Below are 19773 nucleotides of genomic sequence, written 5' to 3' on the forward strand. Positions count from 1 at the left end.
ATGAACGAAGCAGATATTTTAAATGCCAAGATTTTAATAGTAGACGATGCAGAGGCAAACTTAAAACTACTCGAAGACCTTTTAACTAGAGAAGGCTTTCACCAAGTCATCAGTACGGCTGACTCTACGCGCGCTTTAGATTTATATAAAGCGTTTGAACCCGATTTAATTTTGCTTGATTTAATGATGCCAGAATTGGATGGTTACGCGGTATTAGAAATGTTATCACGTCACATCCCAAAAGATGAATACCTGCCTGTATTAGTACTCACAGCAGATGCAACGATTGGTGCAAAGAGAAAAGCTTTGGCTCTCGGTGCCAAAGACTTCTTAACTAAACCCTTTGATACCATTGAAGCGATGTTACGCGTGTGGAACTTACTAGAAACTCGTATCTTATATCGTCATTTAAAATCTCTCAACGCTGGAATAAGCCCAGCACTGCACCTTCACAATACGATTTAGTAGTTAATTACTAAGCATTACGAGCACTTAGCTAGCAATGCCACTTGGTTAAGTGTAAGTCATGCACCAGTAGTTTTTTGGGTAATTTTATTCAAATAGGCAATGGCTTGAACATGATCCTCGTTAAGTGACAGTACTTTATTCAAGTGCTCTACAGCTTTATCGTAGGCATTTGTTTCATACTCTGCCATTGCTAAATAAAACCAAGATTCGGCAGTATTAGGCTCAGTGCTTACCCACTTAAGTGAAATGGCTAATAAAGACTTCCAATCTTTTGAAACATAAGGTTGCACCACTTGCATAAAGTAAGGTTTTTGCATGTCATTGGCGGCCCAAAAAGGTTTTTCACTTTTAGCACCTAATACTTGGGCAGGTTTTTGCATCAAAGCTTGCACCCACTCTACTGGCATGTAGTAATAGTGCGCTTGGGTGCCACGGCTTTTTAAAGTGATAATGCCGACCAGAGACCCTGATTCATCAAACACACCTCCACCACTAGCACCTAACCTAAATGGACTCGTGGCGCGAATTACCACACTACCATCCATAGGGAACATCTCTTTTACCACACCGAAGGTGTTAACAGGTTGCGTTGTTTTATCAGGATAGCCAACCGTAAATACCGAAGCCTCATATTTCAAGCTTTTGGTCCCACCCATTTTTGCAATTGGAGCGTTTAGGTTAGCAACAGTTAAAATGCATAAATCATGATGCCAGTCAGGTTTAACTTCAGTGGCAACATGTGACACACCGTTCACTATCACTTCAACATCATGGGCATCAGTCACTACATGGCAATTTGTCACAACATGATCTTTACCAATCACTACTGCCGATCCTAAGCCATGACTCCCATTATTATGTTTAACTTGCACACGTAGCACTTGTGCATTGAGCTCTTGCACCAATGCAGCTGATGGTGAAGCTGAAGCAATACTGGCAACTAGGCAGTTAACCAATATGGAACATAAAAAAGCTAGGATACGTTTATTCATGATGCTCTCCACGCTACTATTAAACCGAGTCTGAGTAGACTCATTTAATACAAAACAGGATTACTTACATGAATAATTAGCAATTACCGTTCCAACTATTTAATACGAGCTGTGGGTGGCTTCAATACTGAATACTAAAATTATAACTACGAATTTTTAATGAAAAAGAGACGAGGCATACCTTCATTGTGCACATTTACAGTGCATACTTGTACAAACTAGTGCGTAATATATGACAATAAAGCTCATAAGCTTTAATGTAAGTGATAGTACATAATAGCTGTTGATATAGAAGAATTACTTCTATCTTATATATAATTGATTTGGGTGGGTACACATCAAAAATCAGGGTACTTAAACAGCTGTTTGCATTTGACTTGGAATAAGGCGTTGATTCTACCTGCATTATAAATTTGCTCCCACGTGCGGATAATAGCAAATGTAGGTATGTTGAATTGAGCTGCTGTCTAGCCTATTGATAAATGGTGTTGCAGCTTAAGCAGTATGGCAGACGCCTTGGATTCAGTACAATAAGGGCCAAGGCGAGTTGTCAGCCCTTCCTTTCCATGTGGTTGGTGTGCAGCAACCTACTGCGCGCCGCACCTGCATCTATGCCGAAGCGCTTGAGTGTGGCTAACTGCCCTCGATGCTCAATTGTTTATGCTGTGTAACTTTAACTTAACTCTAATGTTTACTTGCTCATAAAAAATGCCCCCATCGCTTGGATTGATATCCAACCGATGGAGGCAGTTCAATTTAAGGCGGTTTTTTTGGTCTTCACCTATTTATTATTTATGCAAAATTACTTACCCAACATTCCAGCTAATTTACCAGAAAGCATGCCAAATACTGCACCAATAATTGTAGACACTATCACGAGTAAAACAGGATTGGTCAGATTCATTGCCGTTGAGTTACCTGCTGTGCCTGCAGTTAAAGCCAAGCCAGCAGTTGCCGCATAGCCATATACGTTTGCTGGAACAACTGAGAGCAAGTTTATACCTGCCACAATCACCAATACAAACACCGTGACTGCAATAATAACAGGTGCGGCTAAAGTGCCCAAGGCAGCGAACATTCCTGAACTTACTAGGTATAAAGCAACGCCTGCGATTAACGCACCAAAAGACATACCCGCTATTGTTTTTTGTAGCGCAGCATTATCGCCACCTGTGTGAAAATAACAACCCCATGCTATAAACCCCACCCAAACTAGCGCAATTGGCGCAGATCCACCCAACGGACCTAATGCTAAAAATGCCCATACCCCACCTAAAACAGCAATACTTAGTGCTAACGCAGTTAATTTCGACATACTTTTCTCCTAATTTTTATATTGAGTAGCAAGTTTTTCGAACAGCAACGTCATACGCTGGGCTTATTGGAATAGTGCAAATTTTGCCTTAGTCATATAAACGCTAGGGGCATACTGAATGATTTTTATAGAAATGTAAACTTTTTTGAGGTGGTTTTTAGCACTAATCTAGCGCGAAAAGCAGACGAATTGAGAAAATACTTAATAATTTAGGTATTTTTTGGTGCGTAATTCCAATTTTTGGTGGAGTAATTCCAGTTTTTACGCCAAGCACCAAGCACCAGATTTGGATACTGCGGCCTTCCTAAGCTACCATTATAACGACCTAAAGCACGATATAAATCACCATGCTCTATATCGATATAGTGCCGTAGAATGGTGCAACCATAACGTAAATTAGTACGTAAAAGGAATAAATTATGGTCTGTTGCACCAATACTACGCGCCCAAAATGGCATGACTTGCATAAACCCACGCGCACCTACGGAAGATAACGCGTACTTTTTAAAGCCGCTTTCCACTTGAATCAAACCTAAAACCATTTGCGGATCGAGCCCCGCACGCGTTGCTTCATAATGTACGGTGCGAAGTAAATCTTCACGATAATTGGTATCAGGAATGCGCTTTTTTAAGCGTTGAGACATTTCATTAAGCCATGCTTTCCCTTCTTCCTGGCTGGCAAAAGTGAGTGTTGGCACGGCTTTATCACTAATGCTGCGTTGCATCATCGCTTTTACGCTATTAGACAACGGCTCTTCAATCTGCGCGCCAGCATAGCTGTTGATTGAAGCCAAAGCTCCAATCAATATCAGCAAACAGATTTGAATATTTTTAAGCATAATTTGATTATAGTGCCACTTTTTGCATAAACTCAATTACATTAGTCAATGAAATCATCTGCGCTTCCGCATCAGTTCTACCTTTGTACTCCACTGTTCCATCGGCCAAGCCTCGCTCACCAATCACTAAGCGATGTGGAATACCCATTAAATCAGCCTCGGCAAACATCACGCCTGGGCGCTCACCTCTATCATCTAGCATGGCTTCTATACCTGCAGCATTCAAATCTGCATATATCTTATTTGCCGCTGTTGAAACCGCCTCAGACTTATCATAGCCAATCGGGCAAATTGTCACGGTAAATGGCGCCATGCTTTTTGGGAAGATGATTCCGCGCGCATCGTTGCCCTGCTCAATCGCGGCACCAACAATACGTGAAACACCAATTCCGTAACATCCCATTTCCATCACCTGCGTTTGACCGCTTTCGTCAAGATAGGTCGCATTCATCGCTTCAGAATACTTAGTGCGCAACTGGAAAATATGTCCAACTTCAATACCGCGGCAAAGCGATAAAGTACCTTTACCATCTGGGCTGGCATCACCTTCAACCACATTTCTAATATCTGCAATTAAACTTGGCTCTGGTAAATCTCTAGCAAAATTCACTCCAGCCAAGTGAAATTTAGGTTTATTTGCGCCGCAAACGAAATCACTCATATTGGCAACCGTTCTATCTGCAATGATAGTCACGTTTTCACCAACATTAACTGGCCCAATAAAGCCTGGTGGACAACTTAAATTGTCACGTATTTCATCGCCTGTAGCTAACCTAAAGTCTGACAAACCCGTCAATTTTCCAACTTTTATTTCATTTAAACTATGGTCACCACGCAATAGTGCTAGATAAAACTGACCATTCTCAGTTCCGTCTTTGGCAATTAGCGCAATCGCTTTTACTGTGCGCTCTATACCAATACCAAGCAACTTCGCTACATCTTCACAAGTAGTTTGCTTTGGAGTATCAACTTCACGCATTGATTCTTTAGCCGCTCCTCTTACGGTGCTTGTGGCTATGGCTTCTGCAAGCTCAACGTTAGCTGCATAATCTGAGGTATCACAATACGCTAAACCATCTTCACCTGAGTCGGCAAGCACGTGAAACTCATGAGAACCATCACCGCCTATAGCACCTGTATCGGCTTTTACCGCGCGAAACTTTAGACCCAAGCGATTAAACACATTGCTATAGGCTTGATACATATTGGCATAAGTAGTTTCTAAAGAGGCAAAATCGGTATGGAATGAGTAAGCATCTTTCATCATAAATTCCCGCGCACGCATTACGCCAAAACGTGGGCGAATTTCATCGCGAAATTTAGTTTGAATTTGATAGAAGTTAAGTGGTAATTGTTTATAGCTGCGTACTTCTGAACGTGCGATATCGGTAATCACCTCTTCATGTGTTGGACCAAAGCAAAATTCACGTGAATGCCTATCGGTAATTTTAAGCATTTGTGGACCAAACACTGCCCAGCGACCTGTTTCATCCCATAGTTCACGTGGCTGCACTGCTGGCATTAACAACTCTAAGGCACCCGCTTTGTTCATTTCATCACGGACGATAGTTTCAACTTTACGCAGCACGCGCAACCCTAGCGGCATCCAGCTATACAAACCAGAACCCAAACGTTTAATCAGCCCTGCACGTACCATTAAAATATGGCTTGGCAACTCTGCATCGCTTGGAGCTTCTTTTTGGGTGTTGAAGAAAAATTGTGAGGCGCGCATGGTGGTATCTAATCTGAGCAAAAATCAAAGACCGAATTTTACATTTAATCAGTCATTTAGTCAGCAATTGTTATAAGCCGTTATCACTTCGCTTATTAAATAAAAAGCTATTGCTTGCGAATCGGACTCTCGTCAGGAATATAGCCAGATTTCCACACTTCGAATGGTACTATCGTAGCAGCCACACCATTATCATAAAACCAACTATCTACGGCAAAGCGTTTACCTGTGACTTTTTCATGCATCACCGCAGTGGAATGTGGCCAGCCGTTAAAAAAGAAACTTCTTGTGCGCATATCTTCGGCTTCATGCAGCTTAATCAAGCCGTAATGCTGCATTAAATGCATATAAGTTGTGGTGTTAATCGCCTCATCATTGCAATCTAATTGACCTGGAAATTTTGAATTATTGAACGTCCCAGCACGGTCGCCTGATGTGCCTATTTTAGCGCCGACTATTGTTTCTAATATACCGATTGCATTGGCAATCTGCTGACTCTCGAGTATGGCGTCGTCAGTTTTAAGTGCAAAGATTGTCTCTACTTTAGCCCATTCTTGCACATCAATGCTGATATGTCTGATTTCCGCACAACCTCCGCCAAAGCAAACGTTTAATCCTTCTAATGTTGGTGTTTCCCGAAATATTTTTGATATGTCAGAAATTGCTGCAGTTGAATTGATTGAAATAAACGATAAAAAAAAGCTAAATAATAATCGGCGCATTATTTATCTCGTTAACGTTTTCTTTATCGGAGGGAAAATACTGATCCAAATGCTCAGTAATCTTTGCAATGCCATGTAAAACACCACGCTCAAAATCACCATGCTTGAAGTGCTTTTCCATTTCCTTACTGATTTGTTCCCACCCCTCATTACCCACGTGATGATGAATACCTCGGTCGGCTACAATTTCAAAATCATGATCTGCTAATAATAAGTAAATTAACACCCCATTATTTTGCGCGGTATCCCAGACATGGAATTTTGAGAAAATCTCAATGGCACGCTTTTTAGCAGATACATTTCTAATAATATCAAATGTATCCAAGTTGGATTCCACTACAAAACAAATTTCCCCGAGGTGGCTTTTCTCACTAGCAGCAATGGCTTTTTCAATACGCAGCATAGACTCTTTTGGAAAGTACTGCTTAACAATGCTAGGCCATATAACCAGATGCTTAACTAAACGCTTCAAAAGCTTAAGTGACATTACCAATCTCCTGACGCGCCACCGCCACTAAAACCACCACCGCCGCCGCCAAAACCACCACTGCCTCCAGATCCACCGCCATAGCCACCTCTGGAGTACGTTCCGCCGCCTAGAGCCCCGCCAAAGAAAAGTGGCATTATTAAAGTGAAAACAAACGCCATCATGCCAACAAAAATTGACATGCCCAAAGTGCCTAAAATAAACCAAGAGACAGCGCCAATAATACCTGCTGTAGCGCCTGCACCAAAAAATCGGCCTAAAATTGAACTAAGAAAGCCCCCTAGGACCACGCAGCCAATAACAAAAAATGCTAGGCTGTTATCAAAGCCCATGCTGGCAGATCTTGCTTGAGGTGGAGGCGGTGCTAGTTTCTCACCTGAAATCAAACCCATCAGTTTATCTACAGCGTTGTTAATACCACCGTAAAAATCACCTTGCTTAAAACTTGGCGCCATCACCTCACTGATAACGCGCTTTGCGATTAAATCTGGAATCGGACCTTCTAAGCCTTGACCAACTTCTATGCGCATTTTATGGTCATTTTTTGCCACTAACACAAGAATGCCATCATCCTGTTTTTCGCGACCTAACTTCCAAGCATCGACCACTCGAATACTATATTGCTCAATTTCTTCGGGCTTGGTGCTAGGCACAATCAAAACTGCAATTTGACTACCTTTTTCCAGTTCAAAAGCATTAAGCTTGTTTTCTAGCTGGCTTTGCTGGTCTGGGGTAAGCGTTTGGGTTAAATCAGTAACACGCGCTTTTAGCGGTGGAATAGCAATGAGTTCAGCATGCAGATTACACGTTGCAAATAACAACATTGTGCAAACTGCAATTAAACTCGTTTTAATGTGAGTAATCACTTACAACTCAATATGAAGTGGATAAATTAAACAGCAACCGCTATTTTTTATCGCCAAAATCCACTGTCGGAGGTGCTGAAATCGCTTTCTCATTTTCAACAGTAAATGAAGGTTTAGCTTGATAGCCAAACATCTTTGCAGTAAGGTTTTGAGGGAAAGAGCGAACGGCAATATTGTAAACTTTGATCGTTTCAATGTAACGATTGCGTGCAACAGTGATGCGATTTTCAGTACCTTCAAGCTGCGCCTGCAAGTCCCTAAAACCTTGATCTGCTTTTAAGTTTGGATAATTTTCAGAAACCACCATTAATCGAGACAATGCACTGGTTAACTGACCTTGTGCTGCTTGAAATCTTGCAAATGCTTCTGGATCATTTAATAACTCTGGCGTGATCTGCATGCTACCCACTTTTGCACGCGCCTCAGTCACTTGCGTCAGCACGTCTTTCTCATGCGCTGCATAGCCTTTCACAACATTAACCAAATTAGGGACTAAGTCGGCGCGACGTTGATATTGATTAAGCACTTCTGACCAGCTGGCTTTTGACTCTTCGTCTAGCGATTGAAACTTGTTATAGCCACAACCACTCAGACTCAACAAAAGTAACACCGCGAATAGTTTAAAGTAAATTTTCTGCATGTTCATTCCTTAATGAATAAATCAAATTTAAAGACTTATTGCTATTGAGATTGTGCCGTATATCTGATATTTCAAGAGTTTAAGTTTTAGCTGTTTTAGTATTTGTAATTTTTAAGTCTTGTATTATCTGCAAGCCCATACATAAATCGCGCCATATTTTTGCTTTATCTACAGGGTTTTGCAGTAAATGCTCTAATCCATAAGTAGCAACTAAAGCTACGCCATGTAGTTGATGTGTCGCACCACGTAATTGAGCAATGGACTCAGCAGATTGCAATATAACCTGTGCTACGGCTTCGCCCATGACTAGCAACAATTTTGTTTGCATTTCACTGATAGACGCCAAAATATCAGAAGAGGTTTCAGCTGGTTTGGTTTTAATACGTAATGCTTTGCAAATATTTTGAAATAACTGGAGCTCGTCTGTACTCATTGCGGCATTTGGCAGTAAAAATAAATATTCGCCATCCTCACTCACAATATGGGTGAATTTTTGCGGTTCAATAGCTACTGGCGTTAAAGCTTCTACTGATTCATCAGGACTTGCCAACGATGTATCCTCAATAATTTCTACTAGTTGTGGTTGTGGGTTGGCTTTTAAAACGATGTCTTGTCGGGTTAAAACCTGAGTTACTTCATTGATTGCAGCCGCTTCAGGCAAGGGAGCGCGCAACCGCCACACTGGCAACAGCTCTAATTCTCGCATCATATCTTCGCGCGTCATCATGGCTTTTCTTTCAAGATATTCATCAAAGTTGCCATTAAAGTACCAAGCCCATTAAAACCGCGTCTTCGCGACCGTTTGCAGCAGGATAATATCCGCGACGAACGGCCATTTCATTAAACCCCATATTCTCATACAAAGCGATGGCAGAAATATTACTTGGGCGCACTTCCAAAAACATATTAGCCATTTGTTTGCTTTTGGCAATGCTCACCATGTGCTCTAACAGCGTTCGTCCTAAACCCTGTTTTTGATAAGATTTTGCCACGCTCAAATTAAGTAAATGCGCTTCATCCAACACCAGCATCATCAGTGAATAACCGATAATCTGCTCGTTCAACATCAATACCCAAGCGCTATAACCTGAAGTCAATGAATCACTAAAATTACCGCGCGTCCATGGATAAGGGTAAATTTGTGGCTCAATCGCCATAATGGCATCTAAATCATCCATTTGCATCAGGCGGAACTGATATTGTGTTTTTAGCACAGCGCTCATAAACGTAAACCTTGCTCGCGTTCTGCGGTTTTAAGCGCTACGCGGTTACGAATATAGAGTGGCATGGCTTCGCTTGCTGGTTTTGCTTCACCTTTGGCAAATTTCGACAAAGCAAGTTGGAGTATCGCAGTAGCTCCTGGCAACAATTGTGGTTGCGTCGATTGTAATTGCGCTGCATAAGCAGTACTTAATTGTTCAGCATATGTTTGCCAACCACTACCTGCGCCGACCCAATTTATACCTTCAATAGCTGGCACGGCATCAGGTTTATATAAGCCCGGCTCAATGATGCATTGCCATGCATCATTGGTTTTTTCATATGCTGCGTGATACACCTCACCCATGCGCGCATCTAAACAAGCGATGACTTTATCTGAGCCGCTCGCCTCGGCCAGTGCTAATAGTGTGCACACACTAACCACTGGCAAATTGGCGCCAAAGCCTAAGCCCTGAGCCACTCCCGCAGCAATACGTACACCTGTAAATGAACCTGGACCTGCGCCAAAAGCAATGCCTTGCAGATCGCTCAATTGCAAGTATGCCGAATCCAGTAAGGTTTGTATCTGCGGCAAGATAATTTGCGAATGCGTTTGGCCTGCATTGCAATCATAGCGAAACGTTTCGTCGCCTTTTAGCAAGGCTAACGATAAGTATTCAGTTGAGGTATCAAAAGCTAATATATTCACGTTAAGTTAATGCTCGTTTTTGTCAGACGCTATTTTGCCACGCATCTGCTTAATTTGCCCGCGTTGTGTTTTACTTTCTAATCGACGCTGTTTTGAACCGTAACTTGGTCGCGTGGCATAACGGGTTGGCTTTACTTGATTTGCGGCGTTAATAATTTCATGTAAACGTGCAATAGCATCTTTCTTATTCGCTTCTTGCGTGCGATATTGTTGCGCTTTTAGTACCAAAACACCTTCCGCCGTGATGCGGTTATCTTTCAAATGCATTAAGCGCTCTTTAAGCCATTCGCTCAGTGTTGACGCTTGAATATCAAAGCGCAAGTGAATTGCACTCGACACTTTATTCACGTTTTGCCCACCAGCACCCTGTGCGCGGATTGCGCTAAGCTCATACTCGGTTTCGGGGATTAAAATCATCGGCTAAATTACACACTATTTGGAGTTGCTGGAAGGCTAAGTTTACCTATCCTATTGTAGCCCAGCAAAATACATATCGCCTATTATATAGGCTACTAAAAAATCAAAAAGCCCAGTCAGGAAAGGCTGGGCTAAAACGTATCTAAAAAACTATTGTTATCACCCCATCATACAAGCTGCCCATTTTGATAATCCGCGATTGCCTGATCGATTTCTTCTCGCGTATTCATCACAAATGGGCCATATTGAACTATAGGCTCTAATAGTGGTTTAGCCGCTAAGAGTAGGAAGGATACCGGCGTTTCTGATGCGCTGATTTCAACAACATCTCCTTCTGAAAGCACCCCTACAGATTGTGGTTCTAGTAAGCGCTGCTCAGCCTTTGCACCAATCAGCACTTTGCCTTCATAGGGATACACAAACGCATTATGCCCTTCTGGAATTGACTGGCTAAAACTTTCATACGCAGACAAATGAACATCTATGAATAATGGCGCAGTGGTTAAACCTTGAATTGGGCCAGCAACGGCATTACCATCCAGCACAGCCGTGCCAGCAATTACTTTAACGCTACAAGAATTAGCTAAGTGGGCTAATGGAATTTCATCAGGCTGAATATCTAAATAACCTGCTGGTTTCATCTTTTCATTGGCTGGCAGATTTATCCAAAGTTGAAAGCCGCGCATACGGCCACTTTCTTGCTGTGGAATTTCTGAGTGAATAATGCCACGGCCCGCCGTCATCCACTGCGCACCGCCACTTTTTAGATCGCCTTGATTGCCCAAATGATCTTGATGCAACATATGACCATCTAGCATATAAGTAACCGTTTCAAAGCCTCGATGCGGGTGATCAGGAAAGCCAGCAATGTAGTCATCCGCATTTTCAGAAGAAAATTCATCTAACATTAAAAATGGGTCTAGTCGCGTAAAGCCAGATTGTCCTAGGCTACGACGCAACTTCACACCGCCGCCATCTGTCGTTGGAATAGAGTCAATTACCCGTTGCAATTGCCTTGATTTACCTTGCTGATATTGCATATTCAACTCCACATTTTGCGACTGACCACTAAACTTATTTATTGCTTAATCGCCTCAACAGGTAGAGTAATTGTCACTTCATCACTCACGTAAGGCACATGTTTCGCCATATTAAAATCCGAACGTTTCACTACTACAGTTGCATTTGCACCACAGGCATCTTTTTTCAACATTGGATGTGGCATACACATAAATGAAGTAAGAGTAAGTGTCTGTGGTTTACTAACGCCTTTAATGGTCAACGTGCCATCAATTGAAACTGGCTTATCACCCTCAAAGTTCATTTTGCTAGACACAAATGTTGCCGTTGGAAATTTTGCTGTATTAAATAAATCTTCAGCTTGAATATGTTCATTAAATAAAGCAAAGCCTGTATTCACGGAGGTCGTGTCAATAGTCACATCAACAGAGCCAGTTTTAGCGGCACGATCAATCACGATTTTGCCTGTTGCTTTATCAAAACGGCTTAACTGCGTTGAGTAACCTAAATGGCTATATGAAAATCGCGGCATACTGTGATTGCTGTCAATCACATAGGTTTCAGGCGCAGCAACGGCTGCAGTAGAAATGGTAGCGGCAATAGCTAATAAAATAAAACGGTTCATAAGGTTTACTCCAAAGTGAATAGTGTTAAAAAATGAATAATCTTGAATAAATTAATTTCTAGAAGCCATTAAATACTTTAACAATAAGATATAAAAGTATAATAATCTGCTATAAATTATCGATTAATTAGATAGGTTTCTTAAATGACTCCGAATATCACCTTAGAACAATGGCGCACTTTGATAAGCATTGTGGAAGCTGGCGGTTACGCCCAAGCTGCGGAAGTTATGTTTAAAAGCCAGTCCGCCGTTACCTATGCGGTGCAAAAAATTGAATCAGTGCTTGGCGTTAAGGTATTTGAAATTCAAGGGCGCAAAGCAATGCTGACCCCCACAGGCCAAATGCTATATCGTCGCGCATTAGCACTCGTCAATGAAGCCAGTGAGCTTGAACAAGCTGCTCATGCCCTATCTGCGGGCTGGGAAGCCAACATCAACATTGCGGCTGAGATTCTCTTTCCGCCGCAATTACTATTAAGCTGCGTACAAAAATTTGGCATAGAAAGCCCGTGCACGCGTATAGAGCTTATTGAGTCAGTCATCGGAGGAACCGCTGAAGCTTTACTCAAAGGCGAAGCTGACATTGCCATTTCTCCGCAGCCACCTCCTGGCTTTTTAGGCAGTCTGCTAATGCGCATTAAAATAACTGCAGTAGCGCACACCGACCATCCTCTTCATCATTTAGGCCATTCGCTTACCTATAAAGATCTCAGAGCTTATCGTCACCTCGTAGTAAGAGATTCAAGTAAGACTCGCGGAAAAAGCCCTGCGATTGTTGATGTCGATCAACGTTGGACCGTCAGCCAAATCGCCACTTCGATTCAAGCCGTATCGATGGGCTATGGCTTCGCATGGCTGCCCGAAGAACATATTAAGCAAGAACTTGAAGCTGGTTTACTTAAACCCCTACCGCTACTTGAAGGCGGCTCCCGCGAAGTTCCGCTCTATTTAGTAATCGCTAATCCAGATTTTGCGGGACCAGGCATTCGACGCTTAGCCGAAATTATTAAAAACTCTGTAGCCTAGAAAACACTCTCCATTTTGATGGACACTGGTCACGGCATATTTTGGAATATGAACCTTTTGTGAAGATTTCATTAGCCTATCAATTATGAAGATTTAAACCCGTAAGATGTTCAACGCTTAAATGCTGTTGAATAACCCTCGAGGAATAAATCTAAATGAAAAAGTTTTCTGTTTATCAGCAATTGTCATTAATCTGCATAGTGGCTATGCTTGGGCTGATTGTCTTAGGTGAAGTTTCTAAGCTTCAAATCAAACGTGTGTTTGATTCTTCTACCGCATCTGTTGTAAAAACAACGCCAACCTATATTCAATTTTTTGAAATCAACAAAAACCTTAACGCCGTGATACAGCGATCACTAGTTCATATGATTGCTTCCGATGAGGACAGCATGATGGAATTACAGCTTGAGATAGATGACGCGAAAGAAAAACTACAAATATCCATAGATAAATTAAGTAAAGATGCCTGTGGTGGAAAAAGTTGCATTCAAAATGAGGATGAGCAACGCAGACTGACCTTAATTAAAAGTGAACTGTCTAATTATGAGCAAATTCGAGCGCATGCTTTTGAATTAGCTCAAAAAAAGAATCACATCGAAGCTGAACAGGTACTCAAAAATGAACTCATGCCTGCTTTAGACAGCTTACAAGATGCGATTCAATCAGAAATAATTTACAACGAAAAATTAGCGACAGAGGGCATGGCAAAGGCAGCGCTTGAAAAGAATGCTTCAGAGAAGTTTTCAATGATCGTTGCCCTCATTTCTTTAGGATTATTATTTTTAATCTCCTACTTCGTATTTAAGTCACTAAAGCATCAATTAGGGCTAGAGCCGCGAAAACTAACCGAGCTAGCCAAGGAGTTCGCTAATGGAAACCTTGCAAGCCCTATCGCACTGAGTAAAGGTGACAACACCAGCGTTGCCTATTCAATCAAATCACTACAGGACACTTTAAAAGAAATCGTTCAGGAATTAAATAAGGTAACCAGTCATCACGAATCTGGTGATGTAGAGGTGATGATTGATGATAAACGATTTAAAGGCAGCTACGGCGACATGGCTAGCGGCATTAATCGCATGGTAAAAATGCATGTCAACTCAACTAAAGAAGTTGTATTGGTTGCTGATGCATTTGGAAAAGGTAATTTTGATGCGCCCTTGGCTGCATTTCCTGGAGAGCAAGCTTATATCAATGTCACGATTGAAAGAGTGAGGTCAAACATTAAAGACTTTATTGTAGATATGAACTTGATGAGTGAGCAACATGAAGTTGGTAACAATGAAGTATTTATAGACGAAGACAAATTCAATGGCGCTTATAAAGAAATGGCCTTGGGTCTAAACAGCATGGTAAAGGGTTATCTCGAAGTGAGCGACAAAGCCATGACGGTAGTAAGAGCCTTTGGCGAAGGGGATTTCAGTGTTCAAATTGAAGATTTACCTGGTAAAAAAGCTGAAATAAAATCAACCATAGAGAGTGTACGTCACAATATACAAAGCTTAATTGTCGATATGAATATGATGAGCCATTCGCATGATTTAGGTGATATTGATATCAAAATTGATACGAGCAGATTCAACGGCGCCTATAAAGAAATGGCCGAAGGCGTTAACAATATGGTGGCTGGTCATATCGACCTCAACAAAAAAGCCATTCAAGTAGTTGAGGCCTTTGGAGATGGCGATTTTAGTCAGCATTTGGAGCAATTTCCTGGTAAAAAAGCCTTTATTAATCAAGCAATAGAGCAGGTTAGGTCAAATCTGCAGATGTTGAGCGAAGATGCCATTATGCTTTCAACGGCGGCAGAAAAAGGTGAGATTGAGGTACGCGCCAATATAGAAAGACACCGTGGTGATTTCCGTAAAATTATTGAAGGCGTGAATACAACCTTAGACATTATTGTTGAACCAATTTTAGTAGTTAAAGACGCGGTTTACGCCATTAATAGTGCCGCGCAAGAAATATCAAACGGTAATAATGACTTGTCTGTAAGAACGGAAAAACAAGCCTCTAGTTTAGAAGAAACGACGGTTAACATTGAGGAGTTAACTTCCAAAGTAAATGAAAATTCTGACAATGCTAAACAGGCAACACTCCTTGCGAATGAAGCTTCAAGCGTTGCCACACATGGTTGCCAGTCATTTGATGAGATTATTTTGATGATGTCTAACTTAAATGAAAGCGCTAAAAAAATCGGTGATATTACTAGCGTTATTGACGGCATTGCGTTTCAGACTAATATACTAGCGTTGAATGCAGCGGTTGAAGCTGCACGAGCTGGGGAGCAAGGCCGAGGATTCGCAGTTGTTGCTGGCGAGGTTCGAAATCTAGCGCAACGATCAGCCGATGCGGCAAAAGAAATAAAGTCACTTATTAATGATTCAGTTAATCAGACCTCCGTTGGTGCTACGCAAGTGCATGCCGCTGGTAAAACCATGACAGAGATTGTTAACTCAGTACAAAAGGTTAACGAGATTATAGATGCAATTGCCTTCGCCACTTCCGAGCAAAGTGCTGGGATTAGACAAGTAAACGAAGCCATCAACCAAATCGACGAGATGACTCAACAAAACTCTGCTTTAGTTGAAGAGGCCGCAGCCGCGGCAGAGTCATTAGCGGAACAATCACAGAACCTGAGTGACGCGGTAAGTGTTTTTAAATTAACTAGAAAACCCGTAAATTCAATCAGAACTAATGCAGATACTAATGCAAATAATAGTGACTGCACCAAATCTAATGCCAGTTTAAATCAGCAACATTATTTTGCTGTTGCTTAACTCCCACTAAATTCCATAGCTGAATTATGCCTAAACATAATTCAGCATGCTAAACTTTTAAGAATTGCTTTTAAAGTAATGCGTGAATTATTTTGCATTACTATGCTCTTAATAAGCAACCCTTTCAGTCCTTTATTGAGACTTGAAATCGACACTACCCTATCATAATGGACCATATAGCATGACTACTTCTATACCGCTTTAGCGAAGAAGTCGTTAACTCTGATGCCATTCTCAACACCGATGACAAAAGATAAAAAACCGCTATACAGCTTTTTATTATGATGAATTATTAATGTAAATTGAGTAAAAATAGTGGTGCAAAGTTATAAGATTAATAAATATTATCATTTGTCTGATATACCCATACTAATTGGTATTTCCTTAACCTATGCGCTACTCGCTAGAATAGCACTGGAATTTTTCTCGACCAATGGCGTGGTCTCGATGGTATGGCCATCTAGCGGCTTAGCTCTGGCGGCCCTCATAATCGGCAAGAAAAAATACTGGCCTAGCATTTTCATTGGGGCGCTCACGGGCAACATCCTGCAAGGCAGTTCAATTGGCATCTCCACGGTGATTGCTTTTGGTAATTCATTAGAAGCACTCAGCTGTGTCTGGGTATTGTCAAAAATTTCACGATTCAAACCCACGCTCCAGCAGCCACAAGATTTTTTATGGCTTTCAGCAGTGGGTGCATTGGGTTCTGTGGTTAGCGCAACAATCGGGGTTGGTACGTTAGTACTCAATGGAATAGTTACAAAATCTGCAGCTTGGCATAATTTTTTAAATTGGTGGCAAGGCGATTTTTTAGGCATATTACTTGTAACACCGCTAATTTTAGTCTGGCGACACTTACCGTACGACTGGGTAAAGCGTGAACGCATCACAGAGGCTATTATTTGCTTTGGACTTTCTCTGCTTGCTGGTCAGATCATTTTTTTTGGTTGGTTTCAAGATATTTTTGGCGTTACCGCTAGAGGCTACTGGCTATTCCTATTTGTGACATGGGCTGCAGTGCGCTTTGGCCGTCACGGCACATTACTATTATTGGTCATGACCGCAATACAAATGCTATTTGCAATGGTTTTGAACGTAGACGGTGTGATAAATAACCAAGCGCCTATTGGCCTGCTTAACTTTTGGTTGTACATGTTAGCATTAACGATTGTTGGGATATTAATTGCACTAGTGATTGACAGGGTCAAATCTACAGAATCATTGTTATTACAAAGAAATACGCTTTTCAATAAAATATCCCAACACGTACCAGGGGTAATTTATCAATTCAAATTGAATCCGGATGGCAGTTCTAACTTCCCTTTTGCGAATGAAGCCATGCAAGAGATGTTTGGTATTTCACCTCAACAAGCTAAAGTGGATGCTAAAGGCGCATTCTCAATCATTCATAACGAAGATTATGAGTACGTTTTAAGCTCCATTAAAGAGTCCGCTCGTACTTTACAGTTATGGCAATGTGAGTTTCGTGTAGTGTTACCAGAACAAGGCGTGCGATGGAGGCGCGGCGAGTCACAACCTGAAAAAATGCAAGATGGCAGCATCCTTTGGCATGGTTTCATTACCGACATTACCGAACGCAAACAAGCTGACGACAGAATTAAACGCCTTTCCAAGTTGTATAAGGCAATCAGTGAAATCAATCTGGCCATTGTGCGCATGGAACAGCAATCTGAGCTATTTCCACTCGTGTGCAGATGTGCTGTTGAATTTGGTGGCATGAAAATAGCGTGGGTTGGGCAGTTGGATAGTACAGGTGAAATTATTTTGCCTGTAGCAAGCTATGGCGACACTAAAAGACACCTAGATAATATAAAGGTATCCTCCAGAGCAGACGTTCTTGAAGGCAGAAGCACAACTGGCACAGCGCTGAGAGAAAACAGACCAGTCATTATCAATGACTTCATGAACCATCCAATGACTGCGCCATGGGTCAATAATGCCATCGCTATTGGCTGGGCTTCAGCAGCAGCATTCCCTATACAACGTAATGGCAAAAAATTTGCCGTGCTGACTGTTTGCCATGAATCAGCAAATGCATTTGATTTAGAGGCTATTTCTTTACTAGCAGACATGTCGAAAGATATTTCTTTTGCGATTGATAACTTCGATAGAGAAATGCAACGTAAGGCTGGGGAAGAGTCTCTAAGAATTGCCGCTTCAGTTTACGACACCAGTAGCGAGGGCATTCTGATTACCGATGCCGATAACGCAATCATTGCCATCAACCCAGCTTTCACAAAAATTACTGGTTACAGTCCTGATGATGTCATTGGCAGAAATCCAAGTATGTTGAGTTCTGGTCGTCATGATGCAACATTTTTTAAGAATATGTGGCATGAAATTAATACCAAAGGTCATTGGCAAGGTGATATTTGGGATAAGCGAAAAAATAATGAAATCTACCCAAAGAGGATGACGATTAATACGGTGTATAACGAAGATGCTGTTATACAAAGGCACATTGCCATGTTTACAGATATTACGCAAAAAACAGAAGCAGAACAGCTTATTTGGAAACAAGCTAATTTCGACTTCTTAACGGGTCTACCTAACCGTCAGATGTTCCATGACCGCCTTAATCAGGAAATCAAGAAAACCAATCGAAATAATCTACAACTAGCACTACTGTTTATAGACTTAGACCGATTCAAAGAGATTAATGACAACTTTGGCCATGATGTTGGCGACGCAATGCTTAAGGAAGCATCAACGCGATTAAGTCAGTGCATACGCGAAACCGACACATTATCACGACTTGGCGGAGACGAATTCACCATTATTCTGGGTCAGTTAAATGATCTCAGCATTGTGGGGCGAGTGGTTCAAGATGTTTTAAACAAAATGGCAGAAGTCTTTCATCTTGGCGACGAAATCGCTTATATCTCAGCCAGTGTTGGTATTGCGCTTTATCCAGATGATGCCACCTCCAATGAAGCGCTATTAATTAGTGCAGACCAAGCCATGTACGCAGCTAAACAAATGGGGCGTAATCGTTATCATTACTTCACACAAGCCATGCAGATATCTGCCCATAACCGTATGCGGTTAACTAATGAATTACGTGATGCAGAAGAAGCTGGTCAGCTAATACTTTTTTACCAGCCAATTATAGAACTTGCTAACAATTCTATTCATAAAGCTGAAGCATTAATTCGCTGGCAACATCCAATACGCGGACAAATTAGTCCCGCTGAGTTCATCCCTATTGCTGAAGAGTCTGGCCTGATCAATAGTATTGGTGAGTGGGTGTTTCAAGAAGCTGTAAAGCAGACAGGTCTATGGCGCGCAAAATATCATCCTGATTTTCAAATCAGCATCAATAAATCTCCCGTGCAATTTCGTAATGACAGCTCTAAGTATGCTTCATGGCCAAATCAACTTAAAGCGTTAGGCTTATCAGGTCAAAGTATCGTTGTAGAGATTACAGAAGGCATGCTAATGGATGCGAGCGACATTATCTCTGACAAGTTGCTTGCTTTTCGTGATGCAGGCGTTCAAGTTGCTCTTGATGACTTTGGGACTGGTTATTCATCACTTTCTTATCTCAAAAAGTTTGATATTGATTATCTTAAAATAGACCAATCATTTACCCGTAACTTATCCCCTACTTCGTCAGACATGGCGCTTTGTGAGGCCATCATCGTAATGGCACATAAACTTGGCATCAAAGTGATTGCAGAAGGCGTTGAAACTACCGAGCAGCGAGACTTGCTGATTGCAGCTAATTGTGATTATGCACAAGGGTATTTATTCTCTCGGCCAGTTCCTCCAGACGAGTTTGAAAAACTGTTAACCAAAAGCTAAGACTTTATATGCTTGAAAATCTCAGCTAGGTTAATACTTGGTTAACAGCAAATAACTGTTAGCATCTGCCTTTTTTAGCCTGTCCTGGTGGGCAATGTCCCTCTTCAACA

General features: G+C 41.6%; 18 protein-coding genes. 4 read left to right on the forward strand and 14 right to left on the reverse strand.

Features of this window, described 5'->3' with window-relative positions; all coding sequences use genetic code 11:
* The gene (locus PSV17_RS09750) at positions 1–465 is read left to right on the forward strand and encodes a response regulator (RefSeq protein ID WP_300482036.1); all 465 of its coding nucleotides are present in this window, start codon (positions 1–3) and stop codon (positions 463–465) included.
* 59 nt (positions 466–524) lie between these two features.
* Here the strand turns inward: PSV17_RS09750 and PSV17_RS09755 are convergent, their stop codons facing one another.
* The 14 genes from PSV17_RS09755 to PSV17_RS09820 all read right to left on the reverse strand — a co-directional run bounded on the left by PSV17_RS09755 (position 525) and on the right by PSV17_RS09820 (position 12032).
* A complete protein-coding gene (locus tag PSV17_RS09755) occupies positions 525–1460 on the reverse strand; it encodes a trypsin-like peptidase domain-containing protein (RefSeq protein WP_300482039.1) in 936 nt (311 codons plus the stop codon).
* Positions 1461–2262: 802 nt separating this feature from the next.
* Positions 2263–2775, reverse strand: coding sequence for a DUF1097 domain-containing protein (locus PSV17_RS09760; RefSeq protein WP_300482041.1), 513 nt, complete (start codon positions 2773–2775; stop codon positions 2263–2265).
* A 209-nt stretch (positions 2776–2984) separates the two neighbouring features.
* A complete protein-coding gene (locus PSV17_RS09765) occupies positions 2985–3614 on the reverse strand; it encodes a lytic transglycosylase domain-containing protein (protein ID WP_300482043.1) in 630 nt (209 codons plus the stop codon).
* A 7-nt stretch (positions 3615–3621) separates the two neighbouring features.
* Entirely contained in the window at positions 3622–5346 is a 1725-nt protein-coding gene (locus tag PSV17_RS09770; RefSeq protein WP_300482046.1) for a proline--tRNA ligase, read from the reverse strand.
* A 107-nt stretch (positions 5347–5453) separates the two neighbouring features.
* A complete protein-coding gene (locus PSV17_RS09775; protein ID WP_300482048.1) occupies positions 5454–6068 on the reverse strand; it encodes a hypothetical protein in 615 nt (204 codons plus the stop codon).
* Complete coding sequence (locus PSV17_RS09780) at positions 6049–6555, reverse strand: TPM domain-containing protein (RefSeq protein ID WP_300482050.1); 507 nt, start codon at positions 6553–6555, stop codon at positions 6049–6051. Before PSV17_RS09780 ends, PSV17_RS09775 begins: the two co-directional genes overlap by 20 nt.
* On the reverse strand, positions 6555–7421 hold the full coding sequence (locus PSV17_RS09785) for a YgcG family protein (protein ID WP_300482052.1): 867 nt from the start codon (positions 7419–7421) through the stop codon (positions 6555–6557). The genes PSV17_RS09780 and PSV17_RS09785 overlap by 1 nt, the downstream gene beginning before the upstream one ends.
* A 40-nt stretch (positions 7422–7461) precedes the next feature.
* Complete coding sequence (locus PSV17_RS09790; protein ID WP_300482054.1) at positions 7462–8061, reverse strand: LemA family protein; 600 nt, start codon at positions 8059–8061, stop codon at positions 7462–7464.
* Positions 8062–8140: 79 nt separating this feature from the next.
* A complete protein-coding gene (locus PSV17_RS09795; protein WP_300482056.1) occupies positions 8141–8788 on the reverse strand; it encodes a hypothetical protein in 648 nt (215 codons plus the stop codon).
* Between the two features lie 34 nt (positions 8789–8822).
* Positions 8823–9284: a ribosomal protein S18-alanine N-acetyltransferase gene (rimI, locus tag PSV17_RS09800; RefSeq protein WP_300482058.1), complete on the reverse strand. Its 462-nt coding sequence runs from the start codon at positions 9282–9284 to the stop codon at positions 8823–8825.
* Positions 9281–9970: a tRNA (adenosine(37)-N6)-threonylcarbamoyltransferase complex dimerization subunit type 1 TsaB gene (gene tsaB / locus PSV17_RS09805; protein ID WP_300482060.1), complete on the reverse strand. Its 690-nt coding sequence runs from the start codon at positions 9968–9970 to the stop codon at positions 9281–9283. Before tsaB ends, rimI begins: the two co-directional genes overlap by 4 nt.
* A 6-nt stretch (positions 9971–9976) precedes the next feature.
* On the reverse strand, positions 9977–10387 hold the full coding sequence (arfB, locus tag PSV17_RS09810) for an alternative ribosome rescue aminoacyl-tRNA hydrolase ArfB (RefSeq protein ID WP_300482063.1): 411 nt from the start codon (positions 10385–10387) through the stop codon (positions 9977–9979).
* A 167-nt stretch (positions 10388–10554) separates the two neighbouring features.
* The gene (locus tag PSV17_RS09815; RefSeq protein ID WP_300482084.1) at positions 10555–11427 is read right to left on the reverse strand and encodes a pirin family protein; all 873 of its coding nucleotides are present in this window, start codon (positions 11425–11427) and stop codon (positions 10555–10557) included.
* Between the two features lie 38 nt (positions 11428–11465).
* Positions 11466–12032 carry a YceI family protein gene (locus tag PSV17_RS09820; RefSeq protein ID WP_300482086.1) on the reverse strand — a complete coding sequence of 189 codons (567 nt, stop codon included), beginning with the start codon at positions 12030–12032 and terminating at the stop codon, positions 11466–11468.
* 144 nt (positions 12033–12176) lie between these two features.
* Between PSV17_RS09820 and PSV17_RS09825 the strand changes: the two genes are divergently transcribed.
* From PSV17_RS09825 to PSV17_RS09835, 3 genes are all read left to right on the forward strand, one after another.
* A complete protein-coding gene (locus tag PSV17_RS09825) occupies positions 12177–13058 on the forward strand; it encodes a LysR family transcriptional regulator (protein WP_300482088.1) in 882 nt (293 codons plus the stop codon).
* A 155-nt stretch (positions 13059–13213) separates the two neighbouring features.
* Positions 13214–15838 carry a methyl-accepting chemotaxis protein gene (locus PSV17_RS09830; protein ID WP_300482089.1) on the forward strand — a complete coding sequence of 875 codons (2625 nt, stop codon included), beginning with the start codon at positions 13214–13216 and terminating at the stop codon, positions 15836–15838.
* A gap of 351 nt (positions 15839–16189) precedes the next feature.
* Entirely contained in the window at positions 16190–19663 is a 3474-nt protein-coding gene (locus PSV17_RS09835) for an EAL domain-containing protein (protein WP_300482091.1), read from the forward strand.
* The last annotated feature ends 110 nt before the right edge of the window (positions 19664–19773 follow it).

The organism is Methylotenera sp., from assembly GCF_029946165.1.
Taxonomy (GTDB): Bacteria; Pseudomonadota; Gammaproteobacteria; order Burkholderiales; family Methylophilaceae; genus Methylotenera.